General features: G+C 65.3%; 12 protein-coding genes and 1 pseudogene. 9 read left to right on the top strand and 4 right to left on the bottom strand.

Translation table 11 applies throughout. From position 1 onward, the window contains the following. Nucleotides 1-399: 399 nt before the first annotated feature. The 6 genes from AC1PLA_RS14205 (at nt 400) to AC1PLA_RS14230 (ending at nt 10,424) form a co-directional block, all read left to right on the top strand. Complete coding sequence (locus AC1PLA_RS14205; RefSeq protein WP_481104793.1) at nt 400-2,775, top strand: TonB-dependent receptor; 2,376 nt, start codon at nt 400-402, stop codon at nt 2,773-2,775. 917 nt (nt 2,776-3,692) lie between these two features. Then, nucleotides 3,693-5,462, top strand: coding sequence for a S8 family peptidase (locus tag AC1PLA_RS14210; RefSeq protein WP_481104794.1), 1,770 nt, complete (start codon nt 3,693-3,695; stop codon nt 5,460-5,462). Between the two features lies 1 nt (nt 5,463). After that, nucleotides 5,464-6,090, top strand: a complete 627-nt coding sequence (locus AC1PLA_RS14215) for a hypothetical protein (RefSeq protein ID WP_481104795.1) — start codon at nt 5,464-5,466, stop codon at nt 6,088-6,090. Nucleotides 6,091-6,267: 177 nt separating this feature from the next. After that, complete coding sequence (locus AC1PLA_RS14220) at nt 6,268-8,016, top strand: S8 family peptidase (RefSeq protein ID WP_481106205.1); 1,749 nt, start codon at nt 6,268-6,270, stop codon at nt 8,014-8,016. A 1-nt stretch (nt 8,017) separates the two neighbouring features. Continuing rightward, nucleotides 8,018-9,829: a S8 family serine peptidase gene (locus AC1PLA_RS14225; protein ID WP_481104796.1), complete on the top strand. Its 1,812-nt coding sequence runs from the start codon at nt 8,018-8,020 to the stop codon at nt 9,827-9,829. Between the two features lies 1 nt (nt 9,830). Continuing rightward, complete coding sequence (locus tag AC1PLA_RS14230; protein WP_481104797.1) at nt 9,831-10,424, top strand: hypothetical protein; 594 nt, start codon at nt 9,831-9,833, stop codon at nt 10,422-10,424. Nucleotides 10,425-10,493: 69 nt separating this feature from the next. Here AC1PLA_RS14230 and AC1PLA_RS14235 read toward each other — a convergent pair whose 3' ends face one another. Beyond that, entirely contained in the window at nt 10,494-11,525 is a 1,032-nt protein-coding gene (locus AC1PLA_RS14235) for an aldo/keto reductase (RefSeq protein ID WP_104607826.1), read from the bottom strand. Nucleotides 11,526-11,678: 153 nt separating this feature from the next. Further along, the gene (locus AC1PLA_RS14240; protein ID WP_016902330.1) at nt 11,679-12,890 is read right to left on the bottom strand and encodes an MFS transporter; all 1,212 of its coding nucleotides are present in this window, start codon (nt 12,888-12,890) and stop codon (nt 11,679-11,681) included. A gap of 100 nt (nt 12,891-12,990) precedes the next feature. On the opposite strand from AC1PLA_RS14240, the gene AC1PLA_RS14245 reads away from it, so the two are divergent. After that, nucleotides 12,991-13,905, top strand: a complete 915-nt coding sequence (locus AC1PLA_RS14245; RefSeq protein WP_016902329.1) for a LysR family transcriptional regulator — start codon at nt 12,991-12,993, stop codon at nt 13,903-13,905. A gap of 696 nt (nt 13,906-14,601) precedes the next feature. Here the strand turns inward: AC1PLA_RS14245 and AC1PLA_RS14250 are convergent. After that, nucleotides 14,602-14,805 (bottom strand): hypothetical protein, encoded by a 204-nt coding sequence (locus tag AC1PLA_RS14250; RefSeq protein WP_039522385.1) that lies wholly within the window; start codon nt 14,803-14,805, stop codon nt 14,602-14,604. A gap of 234 nt (nt 14,806-15,039) precedes the next feature. Here AC1PLA_RS14250 and AC1PLA_RS14255 point away from each other — a divergent pair, with 234 nt between their 5' ends. Beyond that, nucleotides 15,040-15,948, top strand: a complete 909-nt coding sequence (locus tag AC1PLA_RS14255; protein ID WP_481104798.1) for an AraC family transcriptional regulator — start codon at nt 15,040-15,042, stop codon at nt 15,946-15,948. A gap of 113 nt (nt 15,949-16,061) precedes the next feature. Here the strand turns inward: AC1PLA_RS14255 and AC1PLA_RS14260 are convergent, their stop codons facing one another. Then, the gene (locus AC1PLA_RS14260; protein WP_481104799.1) at nt 16,062-16,535 is read right to left on the bottom strand and encodes a (R)-mandelonitrile lyase; all 474 of its coding nucleotides are present in this window, start codon (nt 16,533-16,535) and stop codon (nt 16,062-16,064) included. A gap of 192 nt (nt 16,536-16,727) precedes the next feature. On the opposite strand from AC1PLA_RS14260, the pseudogene AC1PLA_RS14265 reads away from it, so the two are divergent. After that, a pseudogene (locus AC1PLA_RS14265) lies at nt 16,728-17,625 on the top strand (LysR family transcriptional regulator). The last annotated feature ends 155 nt before the right edge of the window (nt 17,626-17,780 follow it).

Raw genomic sequence — 17,780 nt, forward strand, 5'->3', positions numbered from 1 at the left:
CGCGCGCCTGCCTATCGGCTTGCGTGCAGCGACATCGCTGTGCCATTGCATGGTGCCGGCAGCACATGCGCAAAGGCCATCGTGCCGCGACGATGGATCGCATCGGCTGCCGCTGTGGTGCGCGTTGAACGGCCCCACACGCAGCCCGATAGCGACACACGTGCACTGCGCACGCGCTGTCTGGCGCCTTGCCGCATTGATCGATGGCGAGCATATCGCCTACACCGAGTGCCGCAGCGCACAACAGCTTTTGCCGGCAACTCCGTTAGAACAACAGCGCGACGTGTGTCGCTGCGTTGCGCGACCGGCCACTGTGACGTGCTGCCGGTCACTCTTTGGCGGCGCGTGCACGCGTGCGCGCATTGCCGCCAGCTGCGACGTCATCCCAGGAGAGCTTTCATGACCGCATCGATGCCCCGCTATGCCCTGTCCCTTGCCATCGGCGCCCTGCTTGCGCCTGCCGTGCACGCGCAGACGTCCACCGCCGAGCCGCGCAGCGAGGCCACCACGCTGGATGCAGTGATCGTCAGCGGCACCGCGCGCTTCAAGGGCCTGGCCAAGCGCGATGCCAGCTTCTCGATCACCACCGCCAGCCCGGAGCAGATCCAGCAGGCGGTGCCGCAGAGCACTGCGGACCTGCTGAAGATCGTGCCCGGCGTATGGGCCGAGCCCAGCGGTGGCGGCACCGGCGCCAATATCTTCGTGCGCGGCATGCCATCCGAAGGCGATGCGCCGTTCGTGACCATGCAACTGGATGGCTCGCCGCTGTTTCCGCCGCCGACCCTGTCGTTCCTGGAAAATTCCACGCTGTTTCGCGTCGACGACACGGTCGAGCGCATGGAGGTGTTGCGTGGCGGCTCCAGCCCGATCTTCTCCAACGGCCAGCCGGGTCTGACGGTCAACTTCATCCAGAAAAAAGGCCAGGACGAGCCCGAAGGCAGCGTACGCCTGACCGGCGGCAACAACGCGCTGCGCCGCATCGATGTCTTCAACAGCGGGCCGATGGGCAACGGCTGGTACTACAGCGTGGGCGGTTTCTTTCGCGAAACCGACGGTGTGCGCGACCCGCAGTTTTCCGCCGACAAGGGTGGCCAGTTCAGCGCCACCCTGAGCAAGCGCTGGGACAGCGGCGAGCTGTCGTTCTACGCGCGGCATACCGACGACAACAATGCCTTCTATACCGCCATTCCGCTGCTGTCGCGCAACAACGGCAACGACCTGTCCAGCTTCCCCGGTTTGAATGCGCAGACCGGCACCCTGCTCGGCCGCGACTTCCGCAATGTCGACCTGCTGGTCGGGCCGGATGGACAGACCATCCGCCGCGATCTGGCCGACGGCCGCGGCGTCAACATCGATGTATTCGGCGGCGAACTGAACTGGGAGACCGGCGACTGGACCATTGCCGACCGCTTCAATGTGATGAGCGGCAGCGCGCCGACCTATGCGTTGTTCACCGGCGGTGCACCGGTGCGATTGAGCGATTTCATCGCCAGTTACGGCACTACCGGCAGCGGTAGCTTCACCAATGGCGGCGGCGTCGTCGATCCGAATCAGCAGGTGCTGGAAGCCGGCTGGTGGTCGGTGGACAAGCGCCTGAATTCGGTCACCAACGACCTGCGCCTGAGCCGCGAATTGTTTACTGGCAACACGCTCACCGTGGGCGCGTACTATGCCAAGTACTCCTCGGCCGACACCTGGTACCTGGGCAACACCATGCTGCTCACCGCGCAGAACAACGCGCGCCGGATCGATCTGGCGCTGGACAACGGCCAGCAGGCCACGCGCCAGGGTTTCACCAGCACCGCGTTCTTCAACCTGCGCGCCAACTACGATGGCGAGAACATCGCCGCCTTCGTCGCCGACGAATGGGAGCTCAACGCGCGGCTGCGTCTGGACCTGGGCGCCCGCTACGAGCGCCAGAGCGTCACCGGCGATGTGCACGACACCGCCACCGTCGATCTGGACGGCAACCCGGACACGCTGTACGACAACGCCACCTCGCTCGCCCTGGCCAGCACGCGCCGCATCGACCAGGACGATGAGGCGTTCTCCTGGACGGCGGGGCTGAACTTCACGCTCGATACCCACAACAGCCTATTCGCACGCGTCAATTCAGGGGTGAAGTTCCCCGGCTTCGACAATCTGCGCGATGGCCAGAATCGCGTGCAGGAAGTGGATCAGTACGAACTCGGGCTCAAGTCCGGTGCCAGCAGCTACGACCTGTACCTGACCGCGTTCTACAACACCTTCAAGAACTCGCCGTTCCAGGCGTTCCTGGCCAATGGTGAAAACTTCACCACCGTCGGCGACTCGCGTGCGCGCGGGCTGGAAGTGGAAGGTGCCATCCGTCCATTTGGCGGCTTCGAGCTGGCCGGCACCGGGGTGTGGCTGGATGCCAAGTACCGCAACTACCGCGAGTTCACCGGCAACCAGGTGATGCGCCAGCCCAAGCGCCAGTTCCGCGTCACGCCCAGCTATTACTGGATGCTGCCGTTCGGCGACCTCAAGGTGTTTGCCACCTATTCCTACATCGGCGATCGCTTTGCGGACCTGGCCAACAGCCAGCGGCTGCCGTCCTACGACATGCTCGACATCGGCGCCAACCTGCATGTGGGCGAGCACTGGGAAGTGACCGCCAGCGGCAGCAACGTCACCGACACGCTGGGCCTGACCGAAGGCAATGTGCGCGTGCCGGGTGCAGCGACCGGCGGCGTGTTCATGGGCCGGCCGATCGCCGGGCGGCAGTACCAGATGTCGGTGGCGTATCGCTGGTAGGTGGCAGGATCAAGACAGCGAGGCATTACGGCGTCGATCCTGGACACACATGGGATCGGCGCCTTTTTGTTGCCACAGCACATGTGTGCACCGGGAACACCTGTGCCACTGTGCATTCAACGATGCGGGTTATTGGTGCGGCACAGGCGAAGCCGCCCGCACGCCCGCATACAGCGTCTCAGTGCTGAATCGCATGGCATCGCCTGACTGCGTCCCCGGCGCAGCACCGCCGCAATTCGCGTGCCGCCCCGCGCCGGATGCGAAGCAAATCCGCGCATCGCGATGCTTTCTGTCAATGAAAAACTGATAGCTCGCAACAGATCGCAGCCAATCCTGTGCGAAAAACCTCGCATCGCGAGCGTGAATCTGCATGTCCTGCATGAAATGCGCAACGGATCACGCGCCGGTCATCTGGCGCTCGGGTTGCGAGCGCGGATTGCGCCATCTCTAATCGAATCGTTGCCAATGCGTTCGCATTGCCAGCGTCGGCTGCGCGGACGCGCACGGGGGAGCCGACTGATGACCCGGCCGCATCCGTCCAGCGTGTGGGACCGATGCGTATCACTGGCTCTTTCGGGATACACGGACATGCACCCTATTGCTGCCTCTTCGCGTGGTTCTCCTGCACGCACGATTCAATTCCACCTGAGGTTGACGGCGTGCTGGCACGGCCAAGCGCATCTGTTCGGCGCTGCCTGATCGGTTTTGCTCGCCGCGGCCGCCGCCGCATGGATTCACTTTCTACGCTTGCTGACGCATCTGATTCGGGCTCGATAGGCACGGCCTGACTCTGTTGAAGCAGTTGCGCTGGCCGATCGCCTGATCGGCCGGACGGGGAACTGTGTCGTATCGAACGTGCCTACCCTTGACTGGACTCAAACGGAATGAACCCTTATCGCAGGTGCCCTCTCGCGCTGTTGATCGGTGCCCTACTGATCACAAGCGTGCCACTCTCAGCACTGGCCGACACGCCAGTGACCGCTCCTACCGCCACCGCCAGCTCCAAGTCCAGCGCACAGGGCAGCGATCCATTGCTGCGCTACCAATGGCACATGTCCAACCAGGGACAGGCCGTGATCGGCGACAGCCGTCCGCTGCCCGGGGTCGATATGGATGTGGATCTGCTGCATGCATTGGGCATTCGCGGCCGTGGCGTCCGCGTCGGCGTGGTGGACGACGGCCTGGAGATCGGCCACGAAGATCTGCGCGACAACATCCTCCCGAATGGCTCGTACAATTTCGGTAACGGGTCGCACGACCCCACCCCGACCGACCCGGATTTCGGTCACGGCACCTCGGTCGCGGGCATCATCGCTGCGGTTGGATGGAATGGCCGTGGCGGTCGCGGCGTTGCGCCCGAAGCCTTGCTTGCAGGCTTCGATTTTCTGGGGAGCGACTCGGCCGGCAGCGGCGCAGAAGTCAGTTATTCCTGGGGCAATGGTCCCGAAGCACGCACCATCGATATCTTCAACAACAGCTGGGGTTCGACCCAGGCCAGCTACCCCGACTTTCCGCTGGAAGAGCGTCAGTCCTGGGAAGCGTTGATGCGTTCGACACGCGGCGGGCTGGGTGGCATCTACATCAAGTCAGCCGGCAACAGCTTCAGGCGTTTTCGCATCCGCGATGCAGAGGGCAACATCGTCAATGCTTGCAGCGAACTGTCGCGCACCTTGAATGTCGGATGCGTGCTCGCCAATGTCGATCCACTCAACAATGTTCCCGCCACCATCGTGGTCGCCAGCGTGGACGCCACCGGCAAGCGCGCCTCCTACTCGTCGTCCGGTTCGGCGTTGTGGATTTCCGGCCTGGGTGGAGAGTTTGGATACCAGCGCAGGTTCTCTCCCAACACGGCACAGACCGCCTCCCCCGAGACCGCACCGTTCGTCTACGATCCGGCAATCGTCACCACCGATCTCAGCGGCTGCAGCGCTGGCGACAATGTGGATGGCGCGACGGTCGAAAACGCGCTTGCCGGCAGCACCTCCAGGATCGACGCATCCTGCAACTACAGCGCGTTGATGAACGGCACATCTGCCGCTGCGCCCACCGTCTCAGGTGTCGCAGCGCTGATTCTAAGCTCCAACCCCAGCCTGACCGCGCGCGATGTCAAGTACATCCTGGCCAAGACCGCGCGCCAGATCGATCCCTGGCAGCCGCGCGCGGTCTACCAGGGCAGCGTGATCGACCCGGGTTGGATCACCAATGCGGCCGGCCATCGTTTCAGCAACTGGTATGGCTTCGGCCTGGCCGACGGCGCCGCAGCCGTCTACGAGGCGACCTATTTCAAGCCCCTGCCTCCGGTCCGCGACACGCAATGGGTTGCATCCACCGCTGCTGCAAGTCAGATCGGTGGACCTGCACGACCAGCCAAACAACGCATTCGCATCACCCAGGCAATGAAGGTGGAAGGCGTGCAGCTGTCATTGGCCACCTCGCACCGCAATCCGGCCAATCTGCGCGTGGTGCTGGAGTCGCCCAGCGGAACGCGTAGCTACGTCGTCACCCCGTTCTCGGTACTGGATCCGGCCGAGTACGCGAAGACCGGGTTCTATATCGATCTCACCTCCACCAACGCTTTTCTCGATGAGCGGGCGCAAGGCGTGTGGACGCTGGAAGTCACCGACATGACCGAGCCGCGAACCACTGCGGCGCTGCAGAATTTCAAACTTCGCATCCTGGGGCACTGACATGAAAAGCATCCTCCTTACTTCGGTCCTCGTTGCTTCCTTGGCCGCGTGCGGGTTCGCGCATGCCGGCCAGTACATGGACGCCCAGGCGCTCAGCGCAGCGGCCACCGGCGAGCAATTCAAATCCGGAAACGATACCTATCGCATGCTGCCCGGCGCGGTGGTCTCCGAGCCACTGCCGAACGACCGCTTAAACGCCGCTCCCGCATCTGCCGCCAAGGCGCGCGCAAGCAGCGCAGCAGCAATCGATGGCAAGGTTGCCGCACGAATCGGCCCCTATGCCATCGTCCTTCCGTCAACCAGCGCTGCACGTGGCGCGTCCAGGCTTGCGTCCACATCCACGGGCTCGACAGAACGCGCCATTGCCGCAGCGGTGAACGAACGCAATGGACGCGTCGTACTGGTCCAGCCACAGTTGAAGCTGACCGACACCACGCCAAGCGCTGTCAGTGCACTGGCCCGCAGCTCCGGCGGGCGCGTCGTCTACGCCTCGACGATCGACAACAGCGCAGTGATCGCCTATCCGTCGATCGAACAGACGCAGCAGGCCTTGACCCGTCTGCGCGCCAGCACGCCCGGCACGCAGGCGGCGCTGGTGGTGCAACAGTCGGTCATGCAGCCGATGTAGCAGACCTCCGGGCGACCGTCGAGCGCGCGCGCGGCGGGCCGCTCCGCGGACGCATCCATCTACAACGCGGCAATCGAGCGAAGGCGTACTTGCCATCGCTGCCTTGCTCGCTCACACGCATTCGACCATCGATCGGAGAACAGCATGAGCCGTGTTCGCAAGCATCACCGCAGCGCCATGGTTGGCGCGCTGCTGATCGGCGCCCCACTGTACACGGCGGTGGCCGCCGCTCCGGCCACCGCCTTGCGTACGGCCGCCGACGACCCGCTGGTGCGGTATCAGTGGCACATCTCCAATCAGGGGCAGCAGGTCATCGGCGACATCCGCCCGGTTGCGGGCGTGGATATGGATGTGGATGTCCTGCATTCCCTCGGAATTCGTGGCAAAGGCATCCGCGTCGGCGTGGTGGATGACGGATTGGAACTGGGTCATGAAGATCTGGCCGACAACATCATTCCGAACGGCTCGTACAACTTCGAGACCGGCTCGCATGACGTGACGCCCATCGACACTTTCCTGTCTCATGGCACTGCGGTCGCGGGCATTGTCGCGGCCGTTGGCTGGAACGGGCGTGGTGGCCGCGGCGTGGCGCCCGAAGCCAGGCTTGCGGGGTTCGATTTCGACGCCCGCGACTCGTCCAGGAACCTGGCCAGCGTGCGCTATGCCTGGGGCGACGGGCCGGAAGGTCGAAACATCGATATCTTCAACAACAGCTGGGGCCAGCCGGCCTCATTCTACCTGGATTTTCCGCAACAGGAGCAAGCGTCATGGGCGGCATTGATGCGCTCGACCCGCGGTGGACTGGGAGCGGTTTACGTCAAGATCGGGGGTAACGATTTCCTCAGTCTGCAGATGCCGGATCAGGACGGGAACATGCGCGATCTGTGTGGCCCGCGCGCCCGCGCGGCAGGGGTCGGCTGCGGACTGGCCAATCTGGACCCACTCAACAACCTGTTTGACACCATCACCGTCGCAAGCGTCGATGCCAGCGGCAAACGCGCAGCGTATTCTTCACCCGGTTCCGCGCTATGGGTGTCTGGTCTTGGCGGGCTGATAGGAATGCAACGCGCCTTCGTCCCTGACCCGGGCGAACGCCTGCCCGCTGATGCAGTGCCCTTTGCGTATGGCCCCGCGCTGGTGACGACCGACCTGAGCAGTTGTTCGGCAGGCTACAACCAGGATCGCGGTCTTGATCCGGCCAATGCGCTGGATACCAGCAGTTCGAAGATCGACCCCGGCTGCAACTACACGGCCCGCTTCAACGGCACCTCCGCCGCCGCGCCAACCGTGTCCGGCGTCGCCGCTCTCATGCTGGGCGTCAATGCCAGCCTTAGTGCCCGGGACGTGAAGTACATCCTGGCCACTACCGCGCGCCAGGTCGACCCACAACAACCGCGCGCCATATATCAGGGCAGCGTGATCGATCCGGGCTGGATCACCAATGCGGCCGGACATCGCTTCAGCAACTGGTATGGATTCGGCCTGGTCGATGGGGCCGAGGCGGTCTACAAAGCTAGCGACTTCACGCCGCTTCCTCCAGTGCGAGACTCTCGTTGGATTACTTCCACTGCCGCCCCAAGCCAGATTGGCGGACCGGCGCGGCCGGCCAAGCAGCGCATTCGCATCACGCAAGCAATGACGGTGGAAGGCGTGCAACTGTCGCTTGCCACATCGCATCGCAACCCGACCGATCTGCGCGTGGTCCTGGAATCTCCCAGCGGCACACGCAGCTATGTGCTCACGCCCTTTTCAGCGCTCGATGCTTCGGCGTACGCAAATACTGGCTTCTATATCGACCTGACGTCCAGCAATGCCTTCCTGGACGAAAAGGCGCAAGGCGTGTGGACGCTGGAAGTGACCGACATGACCGAGCCGACGATTACTGCGGCGCTGCAAACCTTCAAGCTTCGCATCCTGGGGCACTGACATGAAATACATGATGCTTACTTCGACGTCACTTGCCTGCTTCGCCGCATGCGGCCTGGCGTATGCCAGCCAGCACGGGGATGCCCAGGTGTTCAGCGCAGCGGCCAACGCCGCAACACAGCCAGGCGACGACCCACTGTTCCGCTACCAATGGCATCTGCTCAATCAGGGCCAGCCAGTGTTCGGCGATGGACGCCCGCTGCCCGGCGTGGACCTGGACGTAGATATCCTGCACGCACTGGGCATCCGCGGCGCAGGCGTCAAGGTTGCGGTGATCGATGACGGCCTGGAGATCGCACACCCGGACCTGGTCGACAATATCGTCGCCAACGGCTCGCGCAATTTCCTGACCGGCTCCAACGAGCCGACACCACCGGCGAGCGAGATCGATAGCGACCACGGCACCGCAGTTGCGGGCATCATTGCCGAGCGCGGATGGAACGGGATCGGCGGACGTGGCGTTGCACCGGAGGCCAAGTTGGCAGGCTTCAATGCAATTGCAGAGCCGGATGGCAGCAAGCAGTACGTCGACATTCGCTACGCCTGGGGCGACGGGCCGGAAGGGCGCGCCATGGAGGTGTTCAACAACAGTTGGGGTGGTTCGTCGCGCGCGTATCCGTACACCGAAGTCGACGAACAACAGTCGCTCGAAAGACTGATGCAGGCGCAGCGCGGCGGGAAAGGCGGGGTGTATGTCAAAGCTGCCGGCAATGACTTCTTTGCCCTTATCGAGAACGATGCACAAGGCAATCCGGTGGATCGCTGCGCAGACCAGACCCGCAAGCTCGGTGTCGGCTGCGCACTGGCCAACACCGACCAGTTCAACAACCTGATCACCACGATCGTGGCCGGTGCCGTCAACGCCGATGGCGTGCGGGCGTCGTACTCATCTCCAGGCTCTGCACTGTGGGTCTCCGGGCTGGGTGGCGAGTATGGGTTTCAGCGCGCCTTCGATCCGCACCCGGAAACGGCCCGGCCCTCTTATGGGCTCACCAACCTTCTGCCGCTGCGGCGCTTCTATAAAGCCGCAATCGTCACCACCGACCTCAGCGGCTGTGCAGCGGGCAACAACCGTGATCGCACCCGCCAGATGCAGAACGCGCTCGACAGCAGCCGCTCCAGGATCGATGCATCGTGCAACTACACCGCGCGCATGAACGGCACCTCGGCGGCATCGCCTACCGTGGCGGGCGTGGCGGCCTTGATGTTGGGCGCCAATCCGCAGCTGACCCTGCGAGATGTCAAATACATCCTGGCAACCACCGCGACCCAGGTCGACCCAACTCAACCCAAAGCCCTCTATAACGGCACCGTGATCGACCCGGGTTGGGTCACCAATGCGGCGGGCCATCCTTTCAGCAACTGGTATGGCTTCGGGCTGGTCGACGCCGCCGCGGCTGTGGAACGTGCAATGCACTTCACCTCGCTGCCCGCCCTGCAGGACACGAGCTGGAAAGTGTATGAAGGCAACAGCAGCACCATCGGGGGTGTCGCGGCACCGGCCAGGTTGTCATTGAACATCACCCAATCCTTCAAGGTGGAAGGCGTGCAACTGTATTTCTCGGCCACCCATAATGACCCAAGTCACCTGCGGGTGGTGCTGGTGTCGCCCAGCGGCACGCGCAGCACGGTGATGACGCCGTTTTCCACACTCGATCAGGCCCCCGACGGCACCGTGGTCTGGCTGACATCGAGCAACGCCTTCCTGGACGAACCCTCGGCCGGGCGCTGGACCCTGGAGGTCGACGACATGCTCGCCGACCAGGGCAAGGAGCAACTGGAGGAATTCGAAATGCGCGTGGTGGGCCACTGACATGAAGACATCCTTACTAACACTGCTCGTTGTCGTTGCAGCTGGCGTCTGCGCTCCCGCGTCGGCGCAGCTGGTCGACAGCAAACGCCTGCACGCTGCGGCGACCGGGCCGACCATCGCTGCGGGACGCAGCAGCTTCCGGCTGATTCCCGGCGCAGTGGTCAGGCTGGCCGACGGCGCGCCTGCAGCGACCGCCGCACGCGCGGTGCCGGCGTCGCAAACCACCATAGACGCTCCGGTTGCACGCTTCGACCGCTACGCGATCTATCTCGATGCCGGCACGGCCGCACGCACGGCCGCCGTGGTTCCGGCCGGGCAAGCCCCGCGCGTGGCCGCAGCGCTCGAAACGCGCAGCGGTCAACTGATCCTGCTGGGCTCCTCGATCAAACTGTTCAATACCACCCCAGCCATCGCCGGTGGATTGGCCTCACGTACCGGCGGCACACTGATCTATGCCTCGGCCATCGATGGCAGCGCGATGATCGGCTACGACTCGGTGGCCACCGCACTGGATAACTGCAAACAGCTACAAGGCAGCAAGGGCGTGGGAGCGATCATGCCCGAGGTGATTCCGCGCGCGGCACGGCCGTTGTGAGGCGGCAACGGTGAGGGATGCCACGCTGCTGCCAACCGGCGGCAGCGTGGCGCGATGGCGCAGCCCGTGTCACACCGGCAGCGGGCTGCGTTCGGCAAAGTGCCCGCGCCAGTACGGGTAATACGGATACGGCGGCTCCACCGCGCTCACCGCATCCAGGCGCGCGCGTTGCGCGTCCGTCAGCGACCAGCCCACCGCACCCAGGTTCTGGCGCAACTGCGCTTCGTCGCGTGCGCCGATCAAGACCGTGCTCACGGTGGGCCGTTGCAGCAGCCAGTTGATGGCGATCTGCGGCACGCTGCGGCCGGTCTCGTCGGCAACCGCGTCGAGCACATCGACGATGTCGAACAGGCGCTCGTCACTGATCGCCGGCCCGGCGGCCGCAGTGGCATGCAGGCGACTGTGTTCGGGCAACGCCTGGCCGCGGCGCAGCTTGCCGGTCAGGCGCCCCCAGCCCAGCGGACTCCACACCACCGCGCCCACGCCCTGGTCGATGCCCAACGGCATCAGCTCCCATTCGTAATCGCGCCCGGCCAGCGAGTAATAGGTCTGGTTGGCGACAAAGCGGCTCCAGCCCTGCGCATCGGCCACTGCCAACGACTTCATCAGCTGCCAGCCGGCGTAATTGGACGCGCCCAGGTAGCGCACCTTGCCGGCGCGGACCAGCCCATCGAGCGTGGACAGGGTTTCTTCCACCGGCGTCATCGCGTCGAAGGCATGCAGCTGCAGCAGATCGATATAGTCGGTGCGCAGGCGTCGCAACGAGGCATCCACCGCACGCAACAGACGGAAGCGCGAGGCACCGGCATCGTTGGGGCCATCGCCCAGGCGCAGGCCGGTCTTGGTCGAGAGGATCACCTGATCGCGGCGGCCCTGCAGCGCCTGGCCGAGGATCTCTTCAGAGGCGCCGTCCGAATACACATCGGCGGTGTCGAACAGGTTCAGGCCCGCCTCCAGGCACAGGTCGATCATGCGCTGCGCCTGCGCGACATCGGTATCGCCCCATGCAGAAAACAGCGGCCCCTTACCGCCAAAGGTACCGGCCCCCAGACCGAGCACCGGCACCTTGAAACCGGAACGGCCGAGAAAACGTGTCTCCATCGCAATGCTCCTTGAAGCCGAAAGAAAATCCACGCGCTGCCGGTCGATCCGGCCACGCGCGATGTCAGGCGCCACGCTCCGCTTGCCGATCACCCGCGCGAGCGCGCAGGGTTGCCGGTTGCGCGGTCACTGCACTCATGCCTAAAAAACGAATCAACCCGCCTGCGCGCACACGCCCGGCGCGGCGGCACGCCGGCGTTGCAGTTGCACGCTCCACAACGCGATGCCCAGGCCGAGCGCGCTCAACAGCGCGGCGACCCACGGGGTGGCGACCAGGCCGGCATGCGTGGCGATCACCACACCGCCCAACCAGGCGCCCAGCGCATTGCCCAGATTGAACGCGGCGATATTGAGACTGGAAGCCAGGTTCTGGCCGGCACCGCGTGCATGCTCGAGCACGCGCAACTGCAGCGGCGCCACGGTGGCGAAGGCGGCCACGCCCAGCAGCCCGACGAACACCACCATCGCAGTCTTGTTGTGCAGGACCAGGCCCATCGCGGCGAGCACCACCACCAATGCCGCCAGGCTGCCCAGCAACGCGGCGGTGGGACGCCGGTCGGCCAGACGCCCGCCCAGCAGATTGCCCACGATCATGCCGACGCCGAAGACCAGCAACACCGGCGACACCGCCGTCTGCGCAAAACCGCTCACGTCCACCAGCAACGGCTGGATGTATGTGAACACCGCGAACACGCCGGCATAGCCCACCACCGTGATTGCCAGCGCCAGCAGCACCTGTCCGCGCCCCAGCACCGCCACTTCCTGGCGCCACGACACCGGCGCGGCCGCGCCTGCGTTCGCCGGTACCCACAGCGCCACCGCGGCCGTGGCCAGCACGCCGACGACCGCAACCGCCCAGAACGTCGCCCGCCAGCCCAGCTGCAGACCCAGCCAGGCGCCGGCCGGCACGCCCAGCAGGGTGGCCACGGTCAGGCCCGCAAACATCAGCGAGATCGCCGACGCCCGGCGCTCGGCCGGGACCAGCGAGGTGGCCACCACCGCGCCCACGCCGAAGAAGGTGCCGTGCGCCAGCGAGGTCAGCACGCGCGCAACCATCAGGCTGGTGTAGTCCGGCGCCAGCGCGCAGGCCACGTTGCCCAGGGTGAAGATCGCCATCAAGCCGACCAGCACCGCCTTGCGCGGCAGCCGCGCACTGGCCAGGGTCAGCACCGGCGCCCCGACGAAAACGCCCAGCGCATAGCCGCTGATCAGCAGGCCGGCAGCGCTGAGCGACACGCCCAGGTCGGTGGCCACCTGCTGCAGCAGGCCCATGATCACGAACTCGGTGGTACCGATGCCGAAGGCACCGATGGTCAGCGCCAGCAGCGCTGGCGGAAAACGGGAAGAACGCGCGGAAGCGGACATGGGCATGGACCAGGGAAGACAACCCACAGCCTGCGCTCCAGGGTCCTAAGCAAAAACCCCTGTTATCCTGATTCACTATCAAGCAATCATTGAGAATCGCATGGACCGCCTCGGCGATATCGCGCTGTTCCTGCGCGTGCTCGATTCCGGCTCGATCACTGCCGGTGCGCGTAGCCTGGACCTGTCGGTAGCGGTCGCCAGCCAGCGCCTGAAGCGGCTGGAGCGCGACCTGGGCGTGCGCCTGCTCCACCGGACCACGCGCCGGCTGCACCCAACCCCTGAAGGCCAGCGCCTGGCCGAGCGCGGCCGCGTGCTGGTGCAGGATCTGGACGCGCTGGCCGACGATCTGCGCGAAAGCGCACACGCGGTCGGCGGCATCCTGCGCATGACCATGTCGGCCTCGTTCGGGCGGCAGTACGTGTCGCCGTTGCTACCGGAATTTCAGGCCCGTCATCCGCGCGTGCACATCAGTGCGCACCTGAGCGACGACCTGGTAGACCTGGTCAAGCAAGGCTTCGACCTGGCGATCCGCATCGGCCCACTCGACGACTCCGGGCTGGTAGCGCGGCGCATCGCCGACAACCGCCGCACCCTCGCCGCCTCGCCCGATTACCTGCAGCGCCATGGCACCCCGCGCACGCCGGACGACCTGGCCGGGCATGCCGGCGTACTGCTGATGGGCCGCGACGGCCGCCAGGATGTCTGGCAGTTGCAAACACCGGAGGGCGGCCTGGTGCGCGTGCGCATGCAGAGCCGCTTCGAGAGCAATTTCGGTGAGTTGATCCGCGATGCGGCCGTCGCCGGCCAAGGCATCGCGCTGCATTCGTACTGGCATATCGCAGAAGAACTGCGCAACGGCCGGTTGGTCGAAGTACTTCCCGATTACCCGCCGCCAACCTCGCAGATCAACGCGGTGATGCCGGCGCGCCAGCTGCAGCCACCACGTGTGCGTGCATTCGTGGATTTTCTGCAGGAACGCCTGGGCGAAGTGCCGCCGTGGGAGCTTGGCGGTTGAACGCGAGCGCGTTGGTTGCGTCGGCAGATGCTGGCTGGACGCGGATTGATGCGTGGCTGCGAGGCGACGTCTTGGTTGGTTAGTGGCTGGATGCGGCCGAGTCGCGCTGTTGGATCAGTGGTGGGCGGCGATCTGCGAGTTTGCTGCAGGGCCCTTGCCCGCCCACCATCGCAGGACACGCCGCAAGTACGTCCGTGTAGGCTCTTACGCGGCATCCATGCCGCGTAAGGTCCCGCGACGGTGAGCGGGCAAGGACCTGTCGGGATGGTCGGTGTGCACAATTACGAACATTGCCTGCTGCGCGTTGTTTGATGCCGATGCGCCAGCTCAATGCCTGATGCATCTCCAGCGACAACCAGTCGGATGGTCGGTGCGCATGGGCAAAAGCAGTGCGTCATGTGCATTTGGATAGCGATGTACCTGCGCGGCCCAACAGTCAACGACCAATGCACATCGCGCGACAAGCAGCTTTTATGCGAGCGCCGACCACCTTTCTGGTGCGGTGTCCTCGCCGCTTGCGGGACCCGTGACGGCATGCATGCCGCCAAGGAGCCTCCACGGACGGATTCACGGCGTGTCCCGCAAGTGGTGAGGGCACCGCACACTCTACTCACCAATCAACAATGCGCGTGCGGCCGGAGCGTTGGCACCGTCGCTCTAGCGTCAAGGATGTCGCTGGCGCCCTAGCGCCCTCGTTTAGCGTCCCGCACGCAGCAAGCGCCGGTGCAACCCACGCCGCTGCGCTTCGCTGAGCAGATGCCCATGCGTGTTCAACAATCCCAGGATCTGCTGATGCGCTTGCGCCGTGCGGCGCGCAAGTTCGGCCGTAGCGGCGGCCTCGAGCGCCTTCCAGTCGGCCGGGCTTGCCGGTGCGGCGATGGTCGAACGTTTTGCGGGCATGGGACTGGGCGGTCACGGAAACAGACACCCATGATACGGCGCACATGTGAGCGCCAGATCGTGGCTGGCCTGCCGTTTCGAGGCACCGGGCGCGTGGGCCTGACCGTCTGTGCCGGCGCCAATCGGCGCTACCCCTACCCGCTGCTGTGGCAGGCATGCCGGCTCCATGACAGTGGGTCTTGTAGGATCGACGGCATCGCGGCCACGCCGCCTGGTGCCATTGCCGAGTCCTGCATGTCCGCCTTGACCGAGATGACCGACATCCTGCTGCGCCATGCCCCCGGCGACGGCATGCATGCCACCCGGATTGCCGGGCTGCAGATCATGCGCAGCGCCTCGCCCACCGTGTCGGTGCCCACGGTCTATACGCCGATGCTGTGCCTGGTGGCGCAAGGCCGCAAGCAGGCGATGCTGGGCGCGGCGGCGTATCTCTATCATCCGCAGATGTATCTGGTGGCCTCGGTGGATCTGCCGATCGTCGGTTCGGTGATCGAGGCCAGCGCTGCGCAACCGTATCTGTGTTTCTGCCTGGATCTGGACACCGCGGTGCTGAGCGATCTGGCCGTCAGCCACCCGGAGCTGGTCGAGCCGCAACGCGATACGGCGCAGGCCGGCTTGTTGCTCAACCACAGCACGCCGCCATTGCAGGACGCTGCAGTGCGGCTGGCGCGTCTGCTCGACCAACCGCAGGAGATCGCCGCACTGGCGCCGCTGGTCCTGCGCGAAGTGCTCTATCGCCTGATGGCCGATCCGGCCAATGCGGTGGTGCGCCAGATGGCCATCGCCGACAGCCGGCTCAACCAGATTTCCAAAGCCATCGTCTGGCTGCGCCAGCATTACGCACAGCGCTTCCGCATCGAGCAGATCGCCGATCTGTCGGCAATGAGCCGCTCCACCTTTCATGCGCATTTCAAGGCAGTCACCTCGATGACGCCGCTGGAATACCGCTCGCATCTGCGCGTACACGAAGCGCGCCGGCTGATGCTGGCCGAAGCGCTGAATGCCGCCGATGCCGGCTTCCGCGTCGGCTACGAGAGCGCCTCGCAATTCAGTCGCGACTACGCGCGCATTCTCGGCGCGCCGCCCGCACGTGACGCACAACGGTTGCGTGCCGGGGCACAGGCTGCGACACAAGCGGCATAAGCCAATTCGTGCGCAGTTACGCAGTGGAGTGCAGTCACGCGCACTCGCACTGAACGACATGCATCACCAACGATGAGGCGGCAGACCGCACCACGTCATCGTTGAGCGCCGTGTCACTCGGCCGCGTACTGCGCCTCGCTGACCTGCTCCAGCCAGGTCACCGGCGAGCCGTCCTGCGCTTCGGCGATGGCGATATGCGACATCGCCACGGTGGCGTTGGCGCCGTGCCAGTGCTTGATGCCCGGCGGAATCCACACGATGTCGCCCGGGCGGATCTGCTGCGCCGGCTTGCCCCATTCCTGCACGCGCCCTGCACCGGCGGTGACGATCAGCGTCTGCCCCAACGGGTGGGTGTGCCAGGCGGTGCGCGCGCCCGGCTCGAAGGTCACCGTGGCGCCGCCCACCCGCGCCGGCGCATCGGCCTGGAAAGGCGCATCGATGCGCACCTTGCCGGTGAAATAGTCGGCCGGGCCGGCCGCAGATGCGGCGCCACCGGCCTTGCTCACCCTGATCGCCTGTTGCTCTTCACCACCGGGCGTGATGGCGGCCATCATCGACAGCGACATCGCAGTTGCGAACAGATTCATGGCAGTGCTCCTCGATCCAAGTGCCTGCACTGTAGCGCGCATGCACGCCGGCACTACCCGGGCAACCGCGCATGCACCTAGAAACACAGCGCATCAATGCGGCAATGACACCTCGGATTTGAAGCCATCACGCAGCATCGCGCATGATGCAGCGGCATGAATGGCATGCGCTGGAGTCGGCCGTCGCAAGCAATGGCGCGGGAAAATCTCAACGATCTGCAGGTCTTCGTCACCGTGGCGCGCGAGGGTAGCTTTACCCGTGCGGCCGCGCAGCTGGGCGTCTCGCAGTCGGCGCTGAGCCACACCGTGCGCGCACTGGAAACACGCCTGGGCATCCGTCTGTTGACCCGCACCACGCGCAGCGTGTCGATGACCGAAGCCGGCGCACGCCTGTTCGACACCGTGGCACCACGCCTGGAAGAGATCGACGACGAGCTGTCCGCGCTCACCGACTTCCGCGACAAGCCGGCCGGCACCATCCGTATCACCACCGCCGGCCACGCCGCCGACGCCTATATCTGGCCGGCGTTGTCGAACGTACTGCCCGACTATCCCGACCTCAAGATTGAGGTCACCGTCGATTACGGGCTGGCCGACATCGTTGCCGAGCGCTATGACATCGGCATCCGGCTGGGCGACCAGGTCGCCAAGAACATGATCGCGGTGCCGATCAGCCCGATGCAGCGCATGGCGGTGGTGGCGGTGCCGGGCTACTTCGTGCACCACACCATCCCCGCCGCGCCGGCCGAGCTGGCCCGGCACAACTGCATCGGCTTGCGCCTGCCCACCCATGGCGGCCTGCTGCCCTGGGATTTCGAAAAGGACGGCCGCGAGGTCAAGGTGCGCGTGGACGGGCAATGGACCTTCAACGGCAGCAGCGCCATCCTGCGTGCCGCGTTGGCCGGCGGTGGCCTCGCGTTCTTGCCGGAAACCATGGTGCTGGAGCACATCGCCGCCGGCCGGCTACGCCGCGTGCTGGAGGACTGGTGCGAGCCGTTCGACGGCTCACGCCTACTACCCCAGCCGCCGCCAATCCTCGCGCGCACTCAAGGTAGTGATCGACGCATTGCGGCACGACCTGGCGCGCTGACACACCCGTGTAGGAGCGTGCCTGCGCGCGACCAGGCCTTCTCGGTAACGCCCCATCGCGCGCGGGCACGCTCCTACAACAACCTCGGCTTGCGGCCGGGTTAAAGAGGTGATCGACGCATTGCGGCACGCTCCGGCGCGCTGACACACCCGTGT

Source organism: Xanthomonas sp. NCPPB 1826 (assembly GCF_056725285.1).

Bases quoted from the DNA above. Each gene is read 5' to 3' on its own strand.
- AC1PLA_RS14205 (WP_481104793.1), top strand. From the start codon at position 400: ATGACCGCATCGATGCCCCGCTATGCCCTGTCCCTTGCCATCGGCGCC.
- AC1PLA_RS14230 (WP_481104797.1), top strand. From the start codon at position 9,831: ATGAAGACATCCTTACTAACACTGCTCGTTGTCGTTGCAGCTGGCGTC.
- AC1PLA_RS14235 (WP_104607826.1), bottom strand. From the start codon at position 11,525: ATGGAGACACGTTTTCTCGGCCGTTCCGGTTTCAAGGTGCCGGTGCTC.
- AC1PLA_RS14220 (WP_481106205.1), top strand. From the start codon at position 6,268: ATGGTTGGCGCGCTGCTGATCGGCGCCCCACTGTACACGGCGGTGGCC.
- AC1PLA_RS14215 (WP_481104795.1), top strand. From the start codon at position 5,464: ATGAAAAGCATCCTCCTTACTTCGGTCCTCGTTGCTTCCTTGGCCGCG.
- AC1PLA_RS14260 (WP_481104799.1), bottom strand. From the start codon at position 16,535: ATGAATCTGTTCGCAACTGCGATGTCGCTGTCGATGATGGCCGCCATC.
- AC1PLA_RS14255 (WP_481104798.1), top strand. From the start codon at position 15,040: ATGTCCGCCTTGACCGAGATGACCGACATCCTGCTGCGCCATGCCCCC.
- AC1PLA_RS14225 (WP_481104796.1), top strand. From the start codon at position 8,018: ATGAAATACATGATGCTTACTTCGACGTCACTTGCCTGCTTCGCCGCA.
- AC1PLA_RS14250 (WP_039522385.1), bottom strand. From the start codon at position 14,805: ATGCCCGCAAAACGTTCGACCATCGCCGCACCGGCAAGCCCGGCCGAC.
- AC1PLA_RS14240 (WP_016902330.1), bottom strand. From the start codon at position 12,890: ATGTCCGCTTCCGCGCGTTCTTCCCGTTTTCCGCCAGCGCTGCTGGCG.
- AC1PLA_RS14245 (WP_016902329.1), top strand. From the start codon at position 12,991: ATGGACCGCCTCGGCGATATCGCGCTGTTCCTGCGCGTGCTCGATTCC.